Source organism: Mycobacterium sp., assembly GCF_965230835.1.
Classification (GTDB): domain Bacteria; phylum Actinomycetota; class Actinomycetes; order Mycobacteriales; family Mycobacteriaceae; genus Mycobacterium.
The window spans coordinates 869933-885557 of the sequence record NZ_CBDDLW010000002.1; the positions used below are offsets into that span (position 1 = coordinate 869933).

At 60.6% G+C, this 15625-nt stretch carries 15 protein-coding genes and 3 pseudogenes; 13 read left to right on the top strand and 5 right to left on the bottom strand.

The genetic code is table 11. The annotated features are described in order from the left end of the window. The first annotated feature begins 1077 nt into the window (after positions 1-1077). From ACO07W_RS04495 to ACO07W_RS04505, 3 genes are read left to right on the top strand one after another with little or no spacing between them, the layout of a single operon-like run. Complete coding sequence (locus ACO07W_RS04495; RefSeq protein ID WP_421841150.1) at positions 1078-1254, top strand: hypothetical protein; 177 nt, start codon at positions 1078-1080, stop codon at positions 1252-1254. Beyond that, on the top strand, positions 1251-1679 hold the full coding sequence (locus ACO07W_RS04500; protein WP_421841152.1) for an MmpS family protein: 429 nt from the start codon (positions 1251-1253) through the stop codon (positions 1677-1679). Before ACO07W_RS04495 ends, ACO07W_RS04500 begins: the two co-directional genes overlap by 4 nt. Further along, the gene (locus ACO07W_RS04505) at positions 1676-4594 is read left to right on the top strand and encodes an RND family transporter (RefSeq protein ID WP_421841154.1); all 2919 of its coding nucleotides are present in this window, start codon (positions 1676-1678) and stop codon (positions 4592-4594) included. The genes ACO07W_RS04500 and ACO07W_RS04505 overlap by 4 nt, the downstream gene beginning before the upstream one ends. 353 nt (positions 4595-4947) lie before the next feature. Here the strand turns inward: ACO07W_RS04505 and ACO07W_RS04510 are convergent, their stop codons facing one another. Both ACO07W_RS04510 and ACO07W_RS04515 read right to left on the bottom strand, forming a co-directional pair. After that, complete coding sequence (locus ACO07W_RS04510) at positions 4948-5697, bottom strand: CTP synthase C-terminal region-related (seleno)protein (protein ID WP_421841156.1); 750 nt, start codon at positions 5695-5697, stop codon at positions 4948-4950. Positions 5698-5790: 93 nt separating this feature from the next. Next, positions 5791-6605, bottom strand: a pseudogene (locus ACO07W_RS04515) (mycofactocin-coupled SDR family oxidoreductase). Positions 6606-6898: 293 nt separating this feature from the next. Between ACO07W_RS04515 and ACO07W_RS04520 the strand changes: the two are divergent. Genes ACO07W_RS04520 through ACO07W_RS04530 form a run of 3 tightly spaced genes read left to right on the top strand, consistent with a single transcriptional unit; the run spans position 6899 to position 7785 of the window. Beyond that, the gene (locus ACO07W_RS04520; RefSeq protein WP_421841158.1) at positions 6899-7489 is read left to right on the top strand and encodes an OmpA family protein; all 591 of its coding nucleotides are present in this window, start codon (positions 6899-6901) and stop codon (positions 7487-7489) included. 12 nt (positions 7490-7501) lie between these two features. After that, complete coding sequence (locus tag ACO07W_RS04525) at positions 7502-7654, top strand: hypothetical protein (protein WP_421841160.1); 153 nt, start codon at positions 7502-7504, stop codon at positions 7652-7654. Then, positions 7654-7785, top strand: coding sequence for a hypothetical protein (locus tag ACO07W_RS04530; RefSeq protein ID WP_421841162.1), 132 nt, complete (start codon positions 7654-7656; stop codon positions 7783-7785). The genes ACO07W_RS04525 and ACO07W_RS04530 overlap by 1 nt, the downstream gene beginning before the upstream one ends. 125 nt (positions 7786-7910) lie before the next feature. Here the strand turns inward: ACO07W_RS04530 and ACO07W_RS04535 are convergent, their stop codons facing one another. Next, a complete protein-coding gene (locus ACO07W_RS04535; protein ID WP_421841164.1) occupies positions 7911-8555 on the bottom strand; it encodes an SOUL family heme-binding protein in 645 nt (214 codons plus the stop codon). Between the two features lie 189 nt (positions 8556-8744). Here ACO07W_RS04535 and ACO07W_RS04540 point away from each other — a divergent pair. From ACO07W_RS04540 to ACO07W_RS04555, 4 genes and pseudogenes are all read left to right on the top strand, one after another. Then, positions 8745-8987 (top strand): annotated as a pseudogene (locus ACO07W_RS04540) (hypothetical protein); the annotation flags it as partial. Positions 8988-9078: 91 nt separating this feature from the next. Next, positions 9079-10314 carry an IS21 family transposase gene (gene istA / locus ACO07W_RS04545; protein ID WP_421839994.1) on the top strand — a complete coding sequence of 412 codons (1236 nt, stop codon included), beginning with the start codon at positions 9079-9081 and terminating at the stop codon, positions 10312-10314. Next, entirely contained in the window at positions 10314-11105 is a 792-nt protein-coding gene (gene istB, locus ACO07W_RS04550; RefSeq protein ID WP_421839995.1) for an IS21-like element helper ATPase IstB, read from the top strand. Before istA ends, istB begins: the two co-directional genes overlap by 1 nt. Before the next feature lie 47 nt (positions 11106-11152). Then, positions 11153-11323: pseudogene (locus tag ACO07W_RS04555) on the top strand (hypothetical protein); the annotation flags it as partial. Between the two features lie 36 nt (positions 11324-11359). On the opposite strand, the gene ACO07W_RS04560 reads toward ACO07W_RS04555, so the two are convergent. Further along, positions 11360-11851, bottom strand: a complete 492-nt coding sequence (locus ACO07W_RS04560; RefSeq protein WP_421841166.1) for a MarR family winged helix-turn-helix transcriptional regulator — start codon at positions 11849-11851, stop codon at positions 11360-11362. A 227-nt stretch (positions 11852-12078) separates the two neighbouring features. Here ACO07W_RS04560 and ACO07W_RS04565 point away from each other — a divergent pair, with 227 nt between their 5' ends. The 3 genes from ACO07W_RS04565 to ACO07W_RS04575 all read left to right on the top strand — a co-directional run bounded on the left by ACO07W_RS04565 (position 12079) and on the right by ACO07W_RS04575 (position 14546). Beyond that, positions 12079-12570, top strand: a complete 492-nt coding sequence (locus ACO07W_RS04565) for a TspO/MBR family protein (protein ID WP_421841168.1) — start codon at positions 12079-12081, stop codon at positions 12568-12570. Positions 12571-12578: 8 nt separating this feature from the next. After that, the gene (locus ACO07W_RS04570) at positions 12579-13916 is read left to right on the top strand and encodes a cryptochrome/photolyase family protein (RefSeq protein WP_421841170.1); all 1338 of its coding nucleotides are present in this window, start codon (positions 12579-12581) and stop codon (positions 13914-13916) included. A gap of 84 nt (positions 13917-14000) precedes the next feature. Beyond that, positions 14001-14546 (top strand): DUF4333 domain-containing protein, encoded by a 546-nt coding sequence (locus ACO07W_RS04575; protein WP_421841172.1) that lies wholly within the window; start codon positions 14001-14003, stop codon positions 14544-14546. 291 nt (positions 14547-14837) lie between these two features. Here the strand turns inward: ACO07W_RS04575 and ACO07W_RS04580 are convergent, their stop codons facing one another. Then, a complete protein-coding gene (locus ACO07W_RS04580; RefSeq protein WP_421841174.1) occupies positions 14838-15575 on the bottom strand; it encodes an acetyltransferase in 738 nt (245 codons plus the stop codon). Between the last annotated feature and the right edge of the window lie 50 nt (positions 15576-15625).

Consider the following 15625-nt stretch of genomic DNA (forward strand, 5'->3'; position numbering starts at 1 on the left):
GGACCTGCGCGATGGGCCGATCGAGTCAAGCGGCGCGGACGAACCACATACCCAGGTCTTCGGGCGGCACGCTGCCCGGGGCGTCTTCGCTTGACTGCGTTCGACCTGGCATCTGGGCGCAATACCCGAGGCCTAATTCCTAGCCCCTAAGTGGCTAGAACACAACCAACGTCAGCCTGGCGGGCAATCTCACCGGTGCGGTGCTCCGGCACTGTCAGACCTGCGGAACACGAGCTTTGCGTAGTTCAGCCAGTGAAGTCCGACTTCAACGCCTTTGGGACGACCGGATGATGACTCGTGGGTTGGAGTCAGACACGATCTGGGCAATTCGGGCTTTCAGATAGATCGGGCAGCAGGGAGCGTGGCCCGTTCACGTCTGGTGCCGACCATCAGAAGCCGACCCCGCTGCGACACGCCAGCACAGCGGTTTCGGACACATCTGACATCAACGCGCGTGAGCACCGCACTGCTCATAGATCCTCCGGATCTGCCGAAGCGAAAACTCAAAAGGCAGAATGACTAGCTCACATTGAGAGTTGCTAGAGATGCAATCGAGAGATACTAGAGTTTTAATCGAGAACCATTCGAAGATTGCTCAAAATTGCTTTCTACCTGCACTAAATCCGTATCTCGAGGATCTACCGCAACCGAGAACTACCTAGTCATATACTTAAAAGTTGCTGCAAAAAAACGCATTTGATTGCATTCGGTTGCCGACGCTGTAGAGTCGCCGCAGCCGGCACCACCTACCCTGGCGTCCATAGGGTTTCGCGGCTCAGCATGCGGGATCGGTTTTGAGATAAGGAGATTCGCCGCTTTTGCACCAGCAGCCAACGCTGCAATTGACCCGTCAGCCAGGTCGTGCCGTTGGACTCGAAGTACCCACCCAATTGCTCGACGAAAGCCACAAACTCAGCATGAATGTCTCAACATGAGCATCCAAATTAGGATGCGTGTCACATATTCTTCCGGCACCGTTCATAATTTTCGCCGTACTCTGAAATCTGTTCGGGTGCCGATCGGGTTTGTGGTGTCTGACCGATATCGACGCCATCCGGCAATAAAAAGGGGATGTCAGTGATGAACGCGACCCGTCATGGGCCACTGAGCCTGACCACGCTCTATGGCCGGTTGTGTGTCGATGGCGTCGATGGCGGTGGCGTGATCAGCGGTGCGGTCACCATGTCGGTGGCGGGGTTGGCTCAAGCGGTTATCGGTGATCGTGGTGTCGATCGACGCCGGGGGCCACAATGATCGGACACCTCAAGCGTGCCTGGATTCCGCTGCTGATCCTGGTCGTGGTGGCCATCGGCGGTTTCTCGGTCAACCGAATCCGCAGCTTCTTTGGTTCCGAAGGCATCATGGTCACACCGAAAGTCTTCGCTAACGACGCCGAGCCGTTCGACCCCAAGGTCGTGACCTATGAGATTTCTGGCTCGGGAAGCCACGCCGACATCAACTACCTCGACCTCGACGCGAAACCACAGCGCGCCGACAACGCGGTCCTGCCCTGGAAACTCACCCTAAAAACCACCGCACCGTCTGCAGCGCCGACCATCCTGGCCCAAGGCGACGGCGACTCAATCACCTGCCGAATCACCGTCGATGACAAAGTCAAAGCCGAGAGGACCACAACCGGGGTGAACGCCTTGACCTACTGCTTTGTGAAGTCCGCATGAGCGCCCCCACAACAGAGGCACCCACCGACGCATTCGCGCCGCTACCTGCCCCGGCGCGACCATGGCTGCCGCGGATGATCCGCACCTTCGCCATCCCACTGATCCTTGGCTGGGCAGCTGTCATCGTGGCCCTCAACGTCATCGTGCCCCAGCTCGAAGTCGTCGGACAGATGCAAGCGGTGTCCATGAGCCCCGAACAAGCCCCCGCGATGATCTCAATGAAACGCATGGGCAAAGTCTTTGAGACAGGCAACTCCGACAGCACAGCGATGATCGTGCTGGAAGGCCAAAAACCCCTCGGCGCTGACGCCCACCACTTCTACGATCAAATGATCGTCAAGCTCAAAGCCGACACCACACACGTCCAGTCCCTCCAAGACTTCTGGGGCGATCCCCTAACCGCCACCGGCGCCCAAAGCAGCGACGGCAAAGCCGCCTACGTTCAAGTACAACTAGCCGGCAATCAAGGCGAGTCCCTGGCCAACGAGTCGGTCGAATCGGTGCAAAACATCATCGACAGCCTCACCCCACCACCCGGGGTCAACGTCTTCATCACCGGCTTCGCCGCCCTATCAGCCGATCAACAACAAGCCGGCGACCGCAGTCTGCAAGTCATGGAAATGGTGACCTTCACCGTAATCATCGTGATGCTGCTGCTGGTATACCGATCCATCATCACCGCCGCAATCATGCTGTCCATGGTCGTTTTTGGACTCCTGGCCGCCCGCGGAGTCGTGGCATTCCTTGGCTACCACCACATCATCGGCCTATCAACGTTCGCCACCAACCTGCTCGTCGTGCTCGCCATCGCCGCAGCCACCGACTACGCCATCTTCCTCATCGGTCGCTACCAAGAAGCCCGCGGCAGCGGCCAAGACCGCGAATCGGCCTACTACACGATGTTCAGCGGAACCGCCCACGTCGTCTTAGGCTCTGGACTCACCATCGCCGGAGCCACCTTCTGCCTAAGCTTCACCAGACTGCCCTACTTTCAAACCCTCGGCGTGCCACTAGCGATCGGCATGGTCATCGTCGTGGTCACCGCACTGACCCTCGGACCGGCAATCATCGTCGTCACAAGCCGATTCGGCAAACTCCTCGAACCCAAACGCATGGCACGAGTACGAGGCTGGCGCAAGATCGGAGCCGCCGTCGTACGCTGGCCCGGCCCCATCCTGATCGCCACCATGGCCCTAGCACTGGTCGGACTACTAACCCTGCCCGGATACCACACCAACTACAACGACCGCGCCTACCTACCCTCAGACCTACCCGCCAACGAAGGATTCGCCGCCGCCGAACGCCACTTCTCCCAAGCCCGAATGAACCCCGAAGTACTCATGGTCGAAAGCGACCACGACCTACGCAACTCAGCCGACTTCCTCGTCATCAACAAAATCGCCAAAGCCATCTTCGCCGTCGAAGGAATATCACGCGTACAAGCCATCACCCGCCCCGACGGCAAACCCATCGAACACACCTCCATCCCATTCCTCATCAGCATGCAAGGCACCACCCAAAAACTCACCGAAAAATACAACCAACAACTAACAACAAACCTGCTCAAACAAGCCGACTACATGCAGCAAAACATCGATGAGCTACAACAGCTCGTTGACGTCAGCCAGCAGTTGGCCGAGGCGAACCACGGCATACTTACTCAGACTCAGAAGACAGCGGTTGACGTCCGGGAGCTGCGGGACCACATCGCCGACTTCGACGATTTCTTCCGCCCCATCCGCAACTACTTCTACTGGGAAAAACACTGCTTCGACATCCCCGTCTGCTGGGCAATCCGGTCAGTGTTCGACACCCTCGACGGTATCGACCTCACGTCCGAGGACATCGACAACCTGCTGCCGCTGATAAAACGTCTGGACACGCTGCTTCCGCAGCTGACAGCAACTCAGGAAAAGACAATCCAGACCCTAAAGAGCACGAAGGCCGCAATGCTAAGGATGCATTCCACGCAGAAAGGCATGCAGGACCAAGCCGCAGCGATGCAAAAAGACTCATCAGCAATGGGCGAAGCCTTCGACGCCTCACGCAACGACGACTCGTTCTATCTGCCCCCCGAGGTATTCGACAACGCCGACTTCAAACGCGGCATGAAACAATTCCTCTCACCAGACGGACACGCGGTGCGCTTCATCATCAGCCATGAAGGCGACCCCATGACCCAAGCCGGCATCGACCGCATCGACAAAATCAAAACCGCCGCCAAAGAAGCCATCAAAGGCACACCACTAGAAGGATCCACCATCCACCTAGCCGGAACCGCCGCCATGTTCAAAGACATGTCCAACGGCAACACCTACGACCTACTCATCGCCGGAATCGCCGCACTCTGCCTCATCTTCATCATCATGCTGATCATCACCCGCAGCGCCGTCGCCGCAGCCGTCATCGTCGGAACCGTCGTCTTCTCACTAGGAGCATCCTTTGGACTCTCAGTGCTCATCTGGCAACACATCCTCGGCGTAGAACTGCACTGGATGGTGCTCGCAATGGCCGTCATCATCCTGCTCGCCGTCGGCGCAGACTACAACCTGCTCCTCGTCGCCCGACTCAAAGAAGAAATCCACGCCGGAATCAACACCGGCATCATCCGAGCCATGGGCGGCAGCGGATCCGTCGTCACCGCCGCCGGCCTCGTCTTCGCCTTCACCATGATGTCCTTCGCCGTCAGCGAACTACGCGTCATGGCCCAAGTCGGCAGCACCATCGGAATGGGACTACTCTTCGACACCCTCATCGTCCGAGCCTTCATGACACCAGCAATCGCCGCCCTACTCGGCAAATGGTTCTGGTGGCCCCAAGTCGTACGCCAACGCCCCAAACCCGAACCATGGCCCACCCCACCACCAACACCAAAACACTCATCTCTACGCGTCCAAGACCTCACCACAGCCTAAAGGCCAACACACTCACCAAAAGCAAGCACCAAGCTCGCCCCAGTTCGCCAAGGTTCAGGCAGCTTGTGCTTGTCTGACGGCGGTTAGCCATGGCTTTGGCGGGCCACAGGTAGCCCAGTTTTCACGCGTCGCACAGAAGAGCCAATCGAGGCGTTGCCCCTGCACCCGGCTGCGGCCAACCGAGCAGGTCAGCTTGGTTGGCTAGCGAATACTCTCGGCCACGCCGAGGTGTCCCAACAACCGTGAGGTCAAAGTTACGCCGTCTTGTTCCGAAGGCTGCACATAAGTGCATTTTTCCGATTGGGGCACCGCAAAATTCACTGTTCTACGGCCCGGCCCAGGTTGTACCTGGATCAGATTTCAACGGCGATATCTCTTTCGTCTGCGGCCTTCGACGAGGCGCGTTTAGCGGCGGCCAGCAACAGGCCTGTCACGATGGGATGCGGTTGTTCGATGGTCGACCGATTCTGCGGCACGAACAACGTCGCCACGTAGAACGGATGGCTTGGCAACTCGAAGATGCGGGCCTCATCGTCATCGTCGGTCCCGGTGACGATCAAGCCGCCTTCTTCGATCTGCTGTCGGTAGACCGGGTTGAGCCCGAAATTGCAGTAGTACTGCTCGGCGGTCCGACTTGCTCCGCAGCACTGGACGGCCAAAGACCCTGGCCGCAGATTCACTGGCATGGTTTGGCCAGCCAGCGAGCACGTCAGCGACGAGATGAACAGCACAGAACTATACGGATCGTATTCGGCGTGCTGTGCGTCATCGAACCCGAGAACGTTGCGGGCGTATTCGAGAATGATGTGTTGACATCCCCCGCATGTGCCCAGTGTCGGCACGGCGTTTTCGCGTCCGAAGCGCAGTGCGGCAAGCGCCCCGAGCAGGCTGCGGTAGGGGCTTCCCGGGGCGCACCACAGCGCGTCAGCAGTTACGATCGAGCCAAGATCGGAGACCAGCGGTTCGGTAGGTAGCCAGTCCACCGAGACCCTGAGTCCGAGCGCCGCCGCGGAATGGGCAATTGCCGCATTGGTAGCCACGTGCGGGGCGTAGGAGTCGTCGAAATCGCCAATGACGGCCACGATTAGCGGATCAGTCAACATGGTGCACACCGTAGCGGCGGAACAACCACCAGCCCACTGATTTTTGACACCGGCCAGCGCCGGGCAATTGTCACGAGCTGTCGATGAAAGCTCTTAGCGCTTGTTTACGAACCCGGCATCAACGGGCAACGTCACGCCGGTGATGTATCGGGCTGCGTCGGAGACGAGCCAGGCCACCGCGTTGGCAATGTCTTCGGGTTCAAGGATCTGCACAGGCAGCGCGTTGCTCCAATCCGGCACCACCGTGTTGTCGCCGCCGAGACCTCGATCAGGTGCCGCGAGTATTCATTGTCGATCATTGGTGTTCGCACCCCACAGGGATGAATCGAGTTGACTCGGATATTGTGCGGCGCAAGGAGATTTGCGTATACGCGCATCAACCCCACGACACCATGCTTGGCGGCCGCGTAGCCGATAGAACCCGCCTGGGCAAGTGCGGTGCCTACTAGCCCCGCCGCCGAGCTAATCAGCACGATCGATCCCCCGTCGCCTTGCGCGATCATCGTTGGCGCCACGACGTCGACCGTGTGGTAGACACCGGTCAGGTTTACGTCGAGCACGTCCTGCCAGTCCTGTGCGCCGATCCCGGCGTTGGCCACCACGATGTCCACCCGGCCGAACGCGTCAAGGCCGGCGCTCAGCGCGGCGGTTAACGAAGCACGATCGCGCACATCAGCTTTGCGGGCCACGATGCCGGCACCGGTGTCTTCGACCAGCTTGACTGTTGTGGCCAGGTCATCGCCGCTGGCGAGCGGGTAGGGCACACTGGCGATCTGGTCACACAGGTCGACGGCGACGATATCGGCCCCCTCGTTGGCCAGCCGCACCGCGTGGGCTCGCCCCATGCCACGAGCGGCGCCGGTAATGAACGCAACCGTGCGTTTACGAACACCCTTTGCCGCACTCATCAGCGCATGGCCGCCTTGACCACGAACAGCGGCTGGACTAGATCGATACCCAACATCGACATGGCACCCATAGCTATCACATACCAACCTCCGATCCATCGGCTTCAGGAAACGACGTCTGATTTGCTTTCTGACATAGCGCGTCTCAAATATGCACCTTCCACCGGCAACGAGGCCCGACACGCCTGTGATGCACGGTCGCGCGCCCCAGAAACTGGTCCACGAAGTCTGTACACCTGTTGTAGGTCCACCGTTGTCTTAGTACTGTGCAACAATCGGCGGGAGGAGCGGTGGTGGGTTCTAGTGCCGGCTTGGATGGATCGGCTGCGCCCACTGAAACGCAACGAATTCCGAGATTCCAACGGCGTCCGCTTGGCATTCCCTGGCTTCTCGGCCTACTGGTTGTTCCGTTGTTGCTAGCGGCGATCGATAACAGCGTGTTCAAGCGACCGCAGTCTGTTACCGGGCCGACCGGAGACCTGCCGACCCTGACAACGGCCCGTGCCACCTCGGCTCCTAGCCGCTGCACCGGCTTGCAGGATTCCATCAACACCGTGATGGACGGGCCGATTCCCTTTGGAAACGACGAGGTCGACCTAAACCAGGCCGTCAGTCAGATCCTGTCCCGGGTGGCAGACAAACTCAAGGTTTGTCCGAACGCGCGCGTGCGGATCAACGGCTACACGGATAGCACTGGCAGCGAGGGCATCAACATCGAATTGAGCACTCAGCACGCTGCTCTCGTCGCAGACTTCCTCGTTGCCCATGGCGTTGCCCGCCATCTCGTCTCCACTGAGGGGCTTGGTTCGATGAATCCGATCGCCAGCAACGACACACCTGAGGGTCGCTTCCAAAATCGCCGCGCCGAAATCGTGGTCAGCTAAGGAGAATCTGGCATGGATTTCTTGGTCCACTGGTGGCACTACCTGGCTTCCTTCGCGGCTGGCTCGGCTGTCGCCTGGGCGATCGTTGCCCTGTTGATCAAACCCGGCAGCGACGAGGCCACAACGGCCACGCCAGCATCGTATGAGGTGGGAGCGGCCCAGTAGTGGAGGACGCGTATTGGTGGCTGGCCGGCACCTCGTTTGGACTCGGCGTGGTGCTGACGTTCACGTTGATGGTCCGGCCCGTCAAGCATCACCTACCGGTGGAGGCGTCGGTGGCCCGGACCTCGGCCTAGCGTGGATGGCGGGGTCACCAAGAGCGTCACCGACGAGCTCGGCCTGACGCCCGTGCCGATGCCGACGTCGATTCCGCGTTGACCTCCGGCAAAGCATGACGGGTGAACTACGCCAGCGACCTCGATCAGCGTCTCGATACCGGAACGGCAACCTCGTTGCGGCGCAGACACGGAAGAGTCCATGGCGGGTCGTAGAACCAAGCCACTGGTGGACCAGCCGGCGCGAACTCGGTGTCCTCGAGCAAACCGAGCAATTCTTCGGTCCGCGACGCAACCGCACTCGGTCCACGGTCACCGGTGAAACGCAATACCGCGAAGTTCTCAGCCGGCACCGCGACGAGTTTGACCGCGTTATTGTTTGGCTCAGGCAGGGTGTCCAGCGTCCATTGGGCCGGCATGAAAAACCGAATTGCCCAGGCACCGTCGGGCCCAGCCTCCTGCGATACTGGAGCCGTCATCGCGATTCGTTCGCCTCCACCGTCCTCGCCGCGTTGCTGGCTGACGGGAGCTGTCATCGCGATTTTCGAACTGGCGTGGTTTGCACCGAAAATGTAGCCGGCCAGCGCACGGAATCCACGACTACGCGCGCCTTCTTCTGTGTCACTGACGACGGTCTCTGCTGCGACACGAGGGCCGTAACGGCGGATCTGCAGGCCATTGCCGATCTGTTCAACAGTGTGGGCAGGTTCTTCGGTGCCCACCCGCACTCCGACGACCAACCCCGCTGCCTCAGCGAGTTGGGTCAGCAACCGCGTGATAAGTCCCAGCATCCGAGCATCCGCCTTTCGGAGTCGCCTTGTTGTCTCCCGTCAATGATCCACCACGCCACTTCCACAGCACCGAACTGCGCGCGCAGCAATATCCTGGGGTGAGCTGCGGCGCGCGGCCGCAGCGCCGTGACGCCAGTAGCCTTTCATCGGTAGATCAGCTTATTAGGCGCGAGAAATCGGAGCTATGCGATGAAGCCGCAGGACGTGGGCAGACACTTCGCCTACCGCTACGACCCTTGGCTGGCCCCGATGTGGCTGCCGTTTCGGTGGCCAGCCGCCCAGGGCGTGACACTGACCGACGGTGGCCTTTTTGTAGCGCGCTACGGGCCGTTTCGCGCCGAAACGCGGTTGTCGAACATCAGCGACGCCCATATCACCGGGCCGTACCGATGGTGGACTGCGGTGGGCCCACGACTGTCGATGGTCGACGATGTCGGCGGCAACTGAATACTGACCAGTGGGCGGCAATTGAAAATTGACCAGCTTCCTAGAGTGCCTTGGCTATGTGTCAAGGAGGAGGCAGGTGTTGAACGTGGAGGATTGGGCTGAGATTCGCCGGTTGCGCCGGTCGGAGCAGTTGCCGATTGCCGAGATTGCGCGGGTGATGGGTATTTCGCGGAATACGGTGAAGTCGGCGTTGGCTTCTGATGGGCCGCCGAAGTATCGGCGTGCGGTGAGGGGTTCTGTTGCTGATGAGGCCGAGCCGCGGATTCGGGAGTTGTTGGCGGCCTATCCGCGGATGCCGGCGACGGTGATTGCTGAGCGGATCGGTTGGTCGTATTCGATCCGCACACTGAGTGGGCGGGTGCGTGAGTTACGGCCACTGTATTTGGCGCCGGATCCGGTGTCACGGACGACGTATGTGGCCGGTGAGGTCGGGCAGTGTGACTTCTGGTTTCCCGATGTTGTGGTGCCGGTGGGGTATGGCCAGGTTCGTAGGGCGGCGACGTTACCGGTGTTGACCATGGTGTGTGGGTATTCACGGTGGGCTTCGGCGCTGTTGATTCCGACACGCGCTGCCGAAGACTTGTATGCCGGTTGGTGGCAGCATCTTTCGACGTTGGGTGCGGTTCCACGGGTGTTGGTGTGGGATGGTGAGGGCGCGGTCGGGCGGTGGCGGGCACGCCGACCAGAGTTGACCCCGGCATGTCAGGCTTTCCGCGGGACCTTGGCCACCACGGTAGGGATCTGTAAACCCGCTGATCCTGAGGCCAAGGGTCTGGTTGAACGGTTCCATGACTATTTGGAGCGGGCGTTTTTGCCGGGGCGGGTGTTTGGCTCCCCAGCCGATTTCAACATCCAGTTGCAGGCCTGGCTGGTGGGGGCCAACCACCGCCAGCATCGGGTGCTGGGATGCCGGCCAGCAGATCGCATCGCCGCCGATACCGCAGCGATGCTGGCATTGCCGCCGGTTGGGCCCAGCATCGGATGGCGACGCTCAACGCGGTTGCCTCGCGATCATTACGTGCGCCTCGACAGCAACGATTACTCGGTGCATCCGGCCGCGATCGGCCGCCGTATCGAGATCATCGCAGATCTAAACCGGGTGCGGGTCTGGTGTGACGGCACGCTGGTCGCCGACCACGACCGGATCTGGGCCAAACATCAAACGATCAGCGATCCCGAACATGTCCAGGCCGCGAAACTGCTGCGGCGCAAACGGCTCGAGGTTGTTGGTCCACCGCATCACGTGGAGGTCGAACAACGCCGTCTCGCTGATTACGACGCCTTGTTGGGCCTTGACGGGCCGGTGGCGTGATGGCTGCCAAGACCGCGACCAGCAGCCGTGATGTCACCGCCGAGCTGGCGTATCTGACCCGGGTGTTGAAAGCCCCGACGCTGCGTGAGGCCATCGAACGTCTCGCTGAGCGCGCCCGAACCGAAGCGTGGAGCTATGAAGAATTCCTCGCGGCGTGTCTGCAGCGTGAGGTGTCGGCTCGGGAATCTCACGGCGGCGAAGGGCGCATCCGCGCTGCCCGCTTCCCATCACGTAAATCGTTGGAAGAGTTCGACTTCGATCATGCCCGCGGTCTCAAACGCGACATCATCGCCCATCTGGGCACCCTGGACTTCGTCACCGCTAAAGACAACGTGGTGTTCCTCGGCCCACCAGGGACCGGCAAGACCCACCTGGCGATCGGGATTGCGATGCGCGCTTGTCAAGCAGGTCACCGCGTTGCGTTCGCGACCGCTTCGCAATGGGTTGATCGTCTTGCTCGCGCCCATCACAACAGCACCCTGCAAGCCGAATTGGCGCGGCTGGCCCGCTACCCCCTGCTGGTTGTCGATGAAGTCGGCTACATCCCGTTTGAACCCGAAGCCGCCAATCTGTTCTTCCAACTCGTGTCGTCGCGTTACGAACGGGCCAGTCTCATCGTCACCTCGAATAAGCCCTTCGGGCGGTGGGGCGAAGTGTTCGGCGACGACGTAGTCGCCGCCGCCATGATCGACCGACTCGTCCATCACGCCGAAGTCATCGCCCTCAAAGGAGACAGCTACCGCATCAAAGACCGAGACCTCGGCCACACCACCACAGCCGAGGACCAATGAAACCAAGCTGGTCAATTTTCGATTGCCGAAACCTGATCAGTTTTCACTTGCCGTTGACAGACGACGGACTTACCTTCGGAACCAACGCACAGGCCGGGGTCTGCATCCACTTCGAGCCACGGATCCACCGTGTCGTCGGATTTCGCGACCATTCCGCCCTTACCGTAACCGTCGCAGACGTCGAGGGTTTGGTCGCCGCGCTCAACACCATCGATTAGTACGTTCCCGATCGCTGGGCTCAACCTAGACGCCGATCACGTCGGCAGAGAATCCAATTCAGCCTGAAACCCGCGCATTCCGACCACAACCCCAGTAAAGACACGATGTGCGGCCTGCAGGTCGGCGTCCGGCAGATCTCTGAGCGCAGCATGAGTGTGCACCCCCAGCGGGTTAAAAAACGACCGAGCGGTGTCGAGTCCCTGTTCGGCGTACCGAAGAACGACCTTGCGCCGGTCAGCGGGGTGAGCTTCCCGAACAATATGGCCAGACTCGATCAGCCGGTCTACCAAGTAGGTGATGGCGGCACCCGACATACCCATACGCTGGCTGAGATCCCCCGCCGTCATCGGCTGGCCGGCAGTTTCAGCCACCATTATGTGCAACAGAGCGCGGAAGTCGGCGGGTCGCACGTCGTGCGACAAAGCGAAAATCCGACCGATCTGATCGGATTCGGCCGATAGCTCGCGAACGTCAGCCGCGATCAACGCTTCCAGTGCGGCCCGTTCGGGCCACGCGTCAGATTCCATAGCGCTGTGCACCACATCCAGATTCCAGGAAATTTCAATTGATTAATGTTTAATATACTGAAATGCTTACTTGTGTTGCCTCTGGCCTTGCATCCAGCCAGGCAACACCATTGACCCCGGGAACTCCGGTTGGAAACGTTCATAGCGAGCACCCCGCTCATCCCGGCCAGTATCGCCCTGATCGGACGGCCACTGGAAGCCCCAAACGACCCGAGAGGAGCACCCCAATGGGTACCAAACCTGAGCGCTTGACCTTGGCCCTCACCGGCTTGGCAGTTGCGGCGGCATCCGGCAGCGGCAGTCTGGCTAACCCCGGGCGCAACCTCACCTGGTATGCGCAGCTCCGCAAGCCGCCGTATCAGCCGCCCGCCAAGGTATTCCCGGTGGCCTGGACGGCACTCTACGCAGACATCGCGACCACCTCCGCGGTAGCCATCGACCGACTTCGCGCCGCGGGAAGCCGTGACAAGACACGCCGATACATCGGCGCGTTGGGCGTCAACCTGCTCCTCAACGCCGGATGGAGTTGGCTGTTCTTCGGCTACCGCAAACTGGGAGCCGCTTCGATCGGTGCAGCAGCGCTCACGGCCAGCAGCGCCGACCTCGTCCGGAGAACCGGCGATGCCGACCCGCAAGCTGGATGGGCGCTGCTGCCTTACCCACTGTGGTGCGCATTCGCCACCGTGCTGTCGACACACATCTGGCAACTCAACCGCTGAACCGCGAAATGACATCGGTGTTGTGGTTTCGCCGCGATCTACGACTGCGCGATCACCCGGCACTTGTGGCCGCCGCCGACAACGACGAAGTGCTGGCCTGCTTTGTGCTCGACCCACGCCTCGTGGCGTCGGCGGGCCAGCGGCGCCTGCAATTCCTCGGTGACTCGCTGCGGCACCTCAACGACGAGCTGGACGGCCGGCTACTGGTGAGCCACGGGCGGCCCGAAGAGCGTATTCCGCAAATCGTTAAGGAAATCGACGCGTCGTCGGTGCATATCTCTGCAGATTTCACACCGTTTGGGCGACGCCGCGACGCGCGGGTACGCACCGAGCTCGGTTCAGTGCCGCTGGTGGCGACGGGGTCTCCGTATCTGGTTTCACCCGGCCGTGTCACCAAGGCCGACCGCTCCCCCTACAAAGTCTTCACACCGTTCTATCGCAACTGGCGCGAAACCGGGTGGCGGCCGCCGCCGAAATCCAGCGCCGATTCGGCTCACTGGCTGGAACCGACGCAGGTGACCGACGAACACTGCGAAATCCCAGACCCTGGCGTCTCGATCGGCATCACTGCCGGCGAGACAGCGGCGCTTGCGCAATGGGCAGCGTTCCGAGACGACGGACTGGACCGCTACAACCACGACCGCGACCGGCCGGACCTGTCGGGCACCAGCCGAATGTCGGCGCATCTCAAGTTCGGCACCATCCATCCCCGGACGATGGTCGACGGCCTGGATCTAAGCAGCACCGGCGCAGGAATGTATCTGCGACAGCTGGCATTCCGCGACTTTTATGCCGCGGTTCTGTTCCACTGGCCGAACAGCGCCTGGCGCAACTGGAACAGCGCGTTCGACAGCATCCCTATGGAGACGGGCGCTGAAGCCCGGCGGTTATTCGAGGCATGGAAAGCCGGCGAAACCGGTTTTCCGATCGTCGATGCCGGTATGCGTCAGCTCCGCGAGACCGGGTTCATGCACAACAGGGCGCGAATGATCACCGCATCATTTCTGGTCAAAGACCTTCATCTGCCATGGCAGTGGGGCGCCAGTTGGTTCCTGAATCAACTCGTGGACGGCGATTTGGCCAGCAATCAGCACGGGTGGCAGTGGTGCGCGGGATGCGGCACCGATGCCGCGCCGTATTTCCGAGTGTTCAACCCAACCAGACAAAGCCAAAAATTCGACCCGACAGGCGTCTACGTTCGACGATGGATCCCCGAACTACGCGTCGCCGACGATGTTGAGCCCCCAGCGAGCGCGCGACCACCCGAATACCCACCGCCGATCGTCGACCACAACACCGAGCGTCTGGAAGCCCTGCGCCGATATCACAGCAACGTCCATATTTAGCGGATCTTTCCCGATACACTCACCAGAACCTGTTTGGCATGCGATTATCGGCCAATTCGCAGTTATCGACGCCAGGGAGGCGATATGGCTCACACGATCGTTCGCACGTTGCTGGTGTCAGGTGCTGCAGTAGGGCTGATGGCCAGCGCCGGAGCCTGCTCGTGTTCGATCGGATCGTCCTCGCACTCGGTAAGCAAAAGCGATGTCGCCAATCAGATCACCGCCAAGATGACCGACTCCGACGGCAACAAGCCGGAATCGGTGACCTGCCCAGGCGACCTGCCGGCAAAGGTAGGGGCGCAGCTGAATTGCCAGATGAAGGTCCAGGGGCAAGACTTCAACGTCAACGTCACGGTGACCAGCGTTGACGGCCGGGACGTCGGATTCGACATGGTGGAAACGGTGGACAAGGACCAGGTCGCCCGAATAATCAGCAATAAGCTGTTCCAGCAGGTGGGCGCCAGGCCAGACTCAGTGACCTGCCCAGACCACCTGAAAGGCGCCGAAGGTGCGACGCTGCGGTGTCACCTCACCGACGGCAGCAAGAAGTACGGAATCTGGGTGACTGTCACTGATGTCGATGCCGGCGACGTCAAGTTCGATTTCAAAGTTGATGATCATCCCGAATAGTCCTGTCGGGGATCAACCAGCGCTCATCTTCGTAGCGGACGCCACTGGCCTGAGCGGAGGCGAAATACGACAGTCGCCACCACCCTGCGACGTGAATCGCGCCAACCGGGTAGGCCCTATTGGCGAATCATAATGAGGGAATCAGACTGCCGTTAAGGCGATTTCAGATATCAACGAACTCTGGGCCAATGATCTCGCGGCACGAACCGCAGCCTACGCTCTTCAAGCATTGCGGTTATTGCGCTGTGACCGCATAATTTTGCCGCCCGCGCGAACTGGCAGTGCACCGACTTACTGGGCCGCCTTTTTGCGTTCTATATCGGCTAGTGCCTCAGCAAGTTCGGCGCGCTGCGCGGCCGCGGCCTCCCAGGACACCTTCCGGTTCTTCACCACTTTGGCTGGTGCGCCTACGGCGATCGAATAATCGGGGATGACCCCGCGAACCACAGCGTGCGATCCCAGCACACAACCGCGTCCAATAGACGTGCCGCGCAGCACTGTCGCCTTCACACCGATCCACGTGTCCGGTCCGATCCGCACCGGCGACTTGACGATGCCCTGATCTTTGATCGGCAACGTGATGTCGTCCATGCGGTGGTCAAAATCGCAGATGTAGCACCAGTCGGCCATCAACAGCGAATCCCCTAGCTCGATGTCGAGGTAGGCGTTGATGACGTTGTCGCGGCCGAGCACCACCTTGTCACCAAACCGCAGCGAGCCCTCGTGCGCGCGGATCGTGTTCTTATCTCCGATGTGCACCCAGCGCCCAATCTCCAACTGCGCTAGTTCGGGCGTCGCGTGAATCTCGACCCCCTTGCCGAGAAACACCATGCCACGGGTGATGATGTGCGGGTTGGCCAGCTTGAACTTCAACAGCCGCCAGTAGCGCACCAGATACCACGGAGTGTAGGCGCGATTGGCTAACACCCACTTCAACGACGCCAGCGTAAGGAACTTGGCCTGGCGCGGATCGCGCAGCCGAGATCCAAACCAGCGACGATGCAGCGGCGCACCCCACATGGTCGTCATGGGCGGAAAGCTTAGCCCGGCCAAATTGCGCGCGGGAACGATGGTCTGAG

Coding starts and splice junctions, on each gene's coding strand:
- ACO07W_RS04565 (WP_421841168.1), top strand. CDS start 12,079: ATGGGTACCAAACCTGAGCGCTTGACCTTGGCCCTCACCGGCTTGGCA.
- ACO07W_RS04570 (WP_421841170.1), top strand. CDS start 12,579: ATGACATCGGTGTTGTGGTTTCGCCGCGATCTACGACTGCGCGATCAC.
- ACO07W_RS04535 (WP_421841164.1), bottom strand. CDS start 8,555: ATGCTGGGACTTATCACGCGGTTGCTGACCCAACTCGCTGAGGCAGCG.
- ACO07W_RS04500 (WP_421841152.1), top strand. CDS start 1,251: ATGATCGGACACCTCAAGCGTGCCTGGATTCCGCTGCTGATCCTGGTC.
- istB (WP_421839995.1), top strand. CDS start 10,314: ATGGCTGCCAAGACCGCGACCAGCAGCCGTGATGTCACCGCCGAGCTG.
- ACO07W_RS04525 (WP_421841160.1), top strand. CDS start 7,502: ATGGATTTCTTGGTCCACTGGTGGCACTACCTGGCTTCCTTCGCGGCT.
- ACO07W_RS04575 (WP_421841172.1), top strand. CDS start 14,001: ATGGCTCACACGATCGTTCGCACGTTGCTGGTGTCAGGTGCTGCAGTA.
- ACO07W_RS04560 (WP_421841166.1), bottom strand. CDS start 11,851: ATGGAATCTGACGCGTGGCCCGAACGGGCCGCACTGGAAGCGTTGATC.
- ACO07W_RS04510 (WP_421841156.1), bottom strand. CDS start 5,697: ATGTTGACTGATCCGCTAATCGTGGCCGTCATTGGCGATTTCGACGAC.
- ACO07W_RS04580 (WP_421841174.1), bottom strand. CDS start 15,575: ATGACGACCATGTGGGGTGCGCCGCTGCATCGTCGCTGGTTTGGATCT.
- ACO07W_RS04505 (WP_421841154.1), top strand. CDS start 1,676: ATGAGCGCCCCCACAACAGAGGCACCCACCGACGCATTCGCGCCGCTA.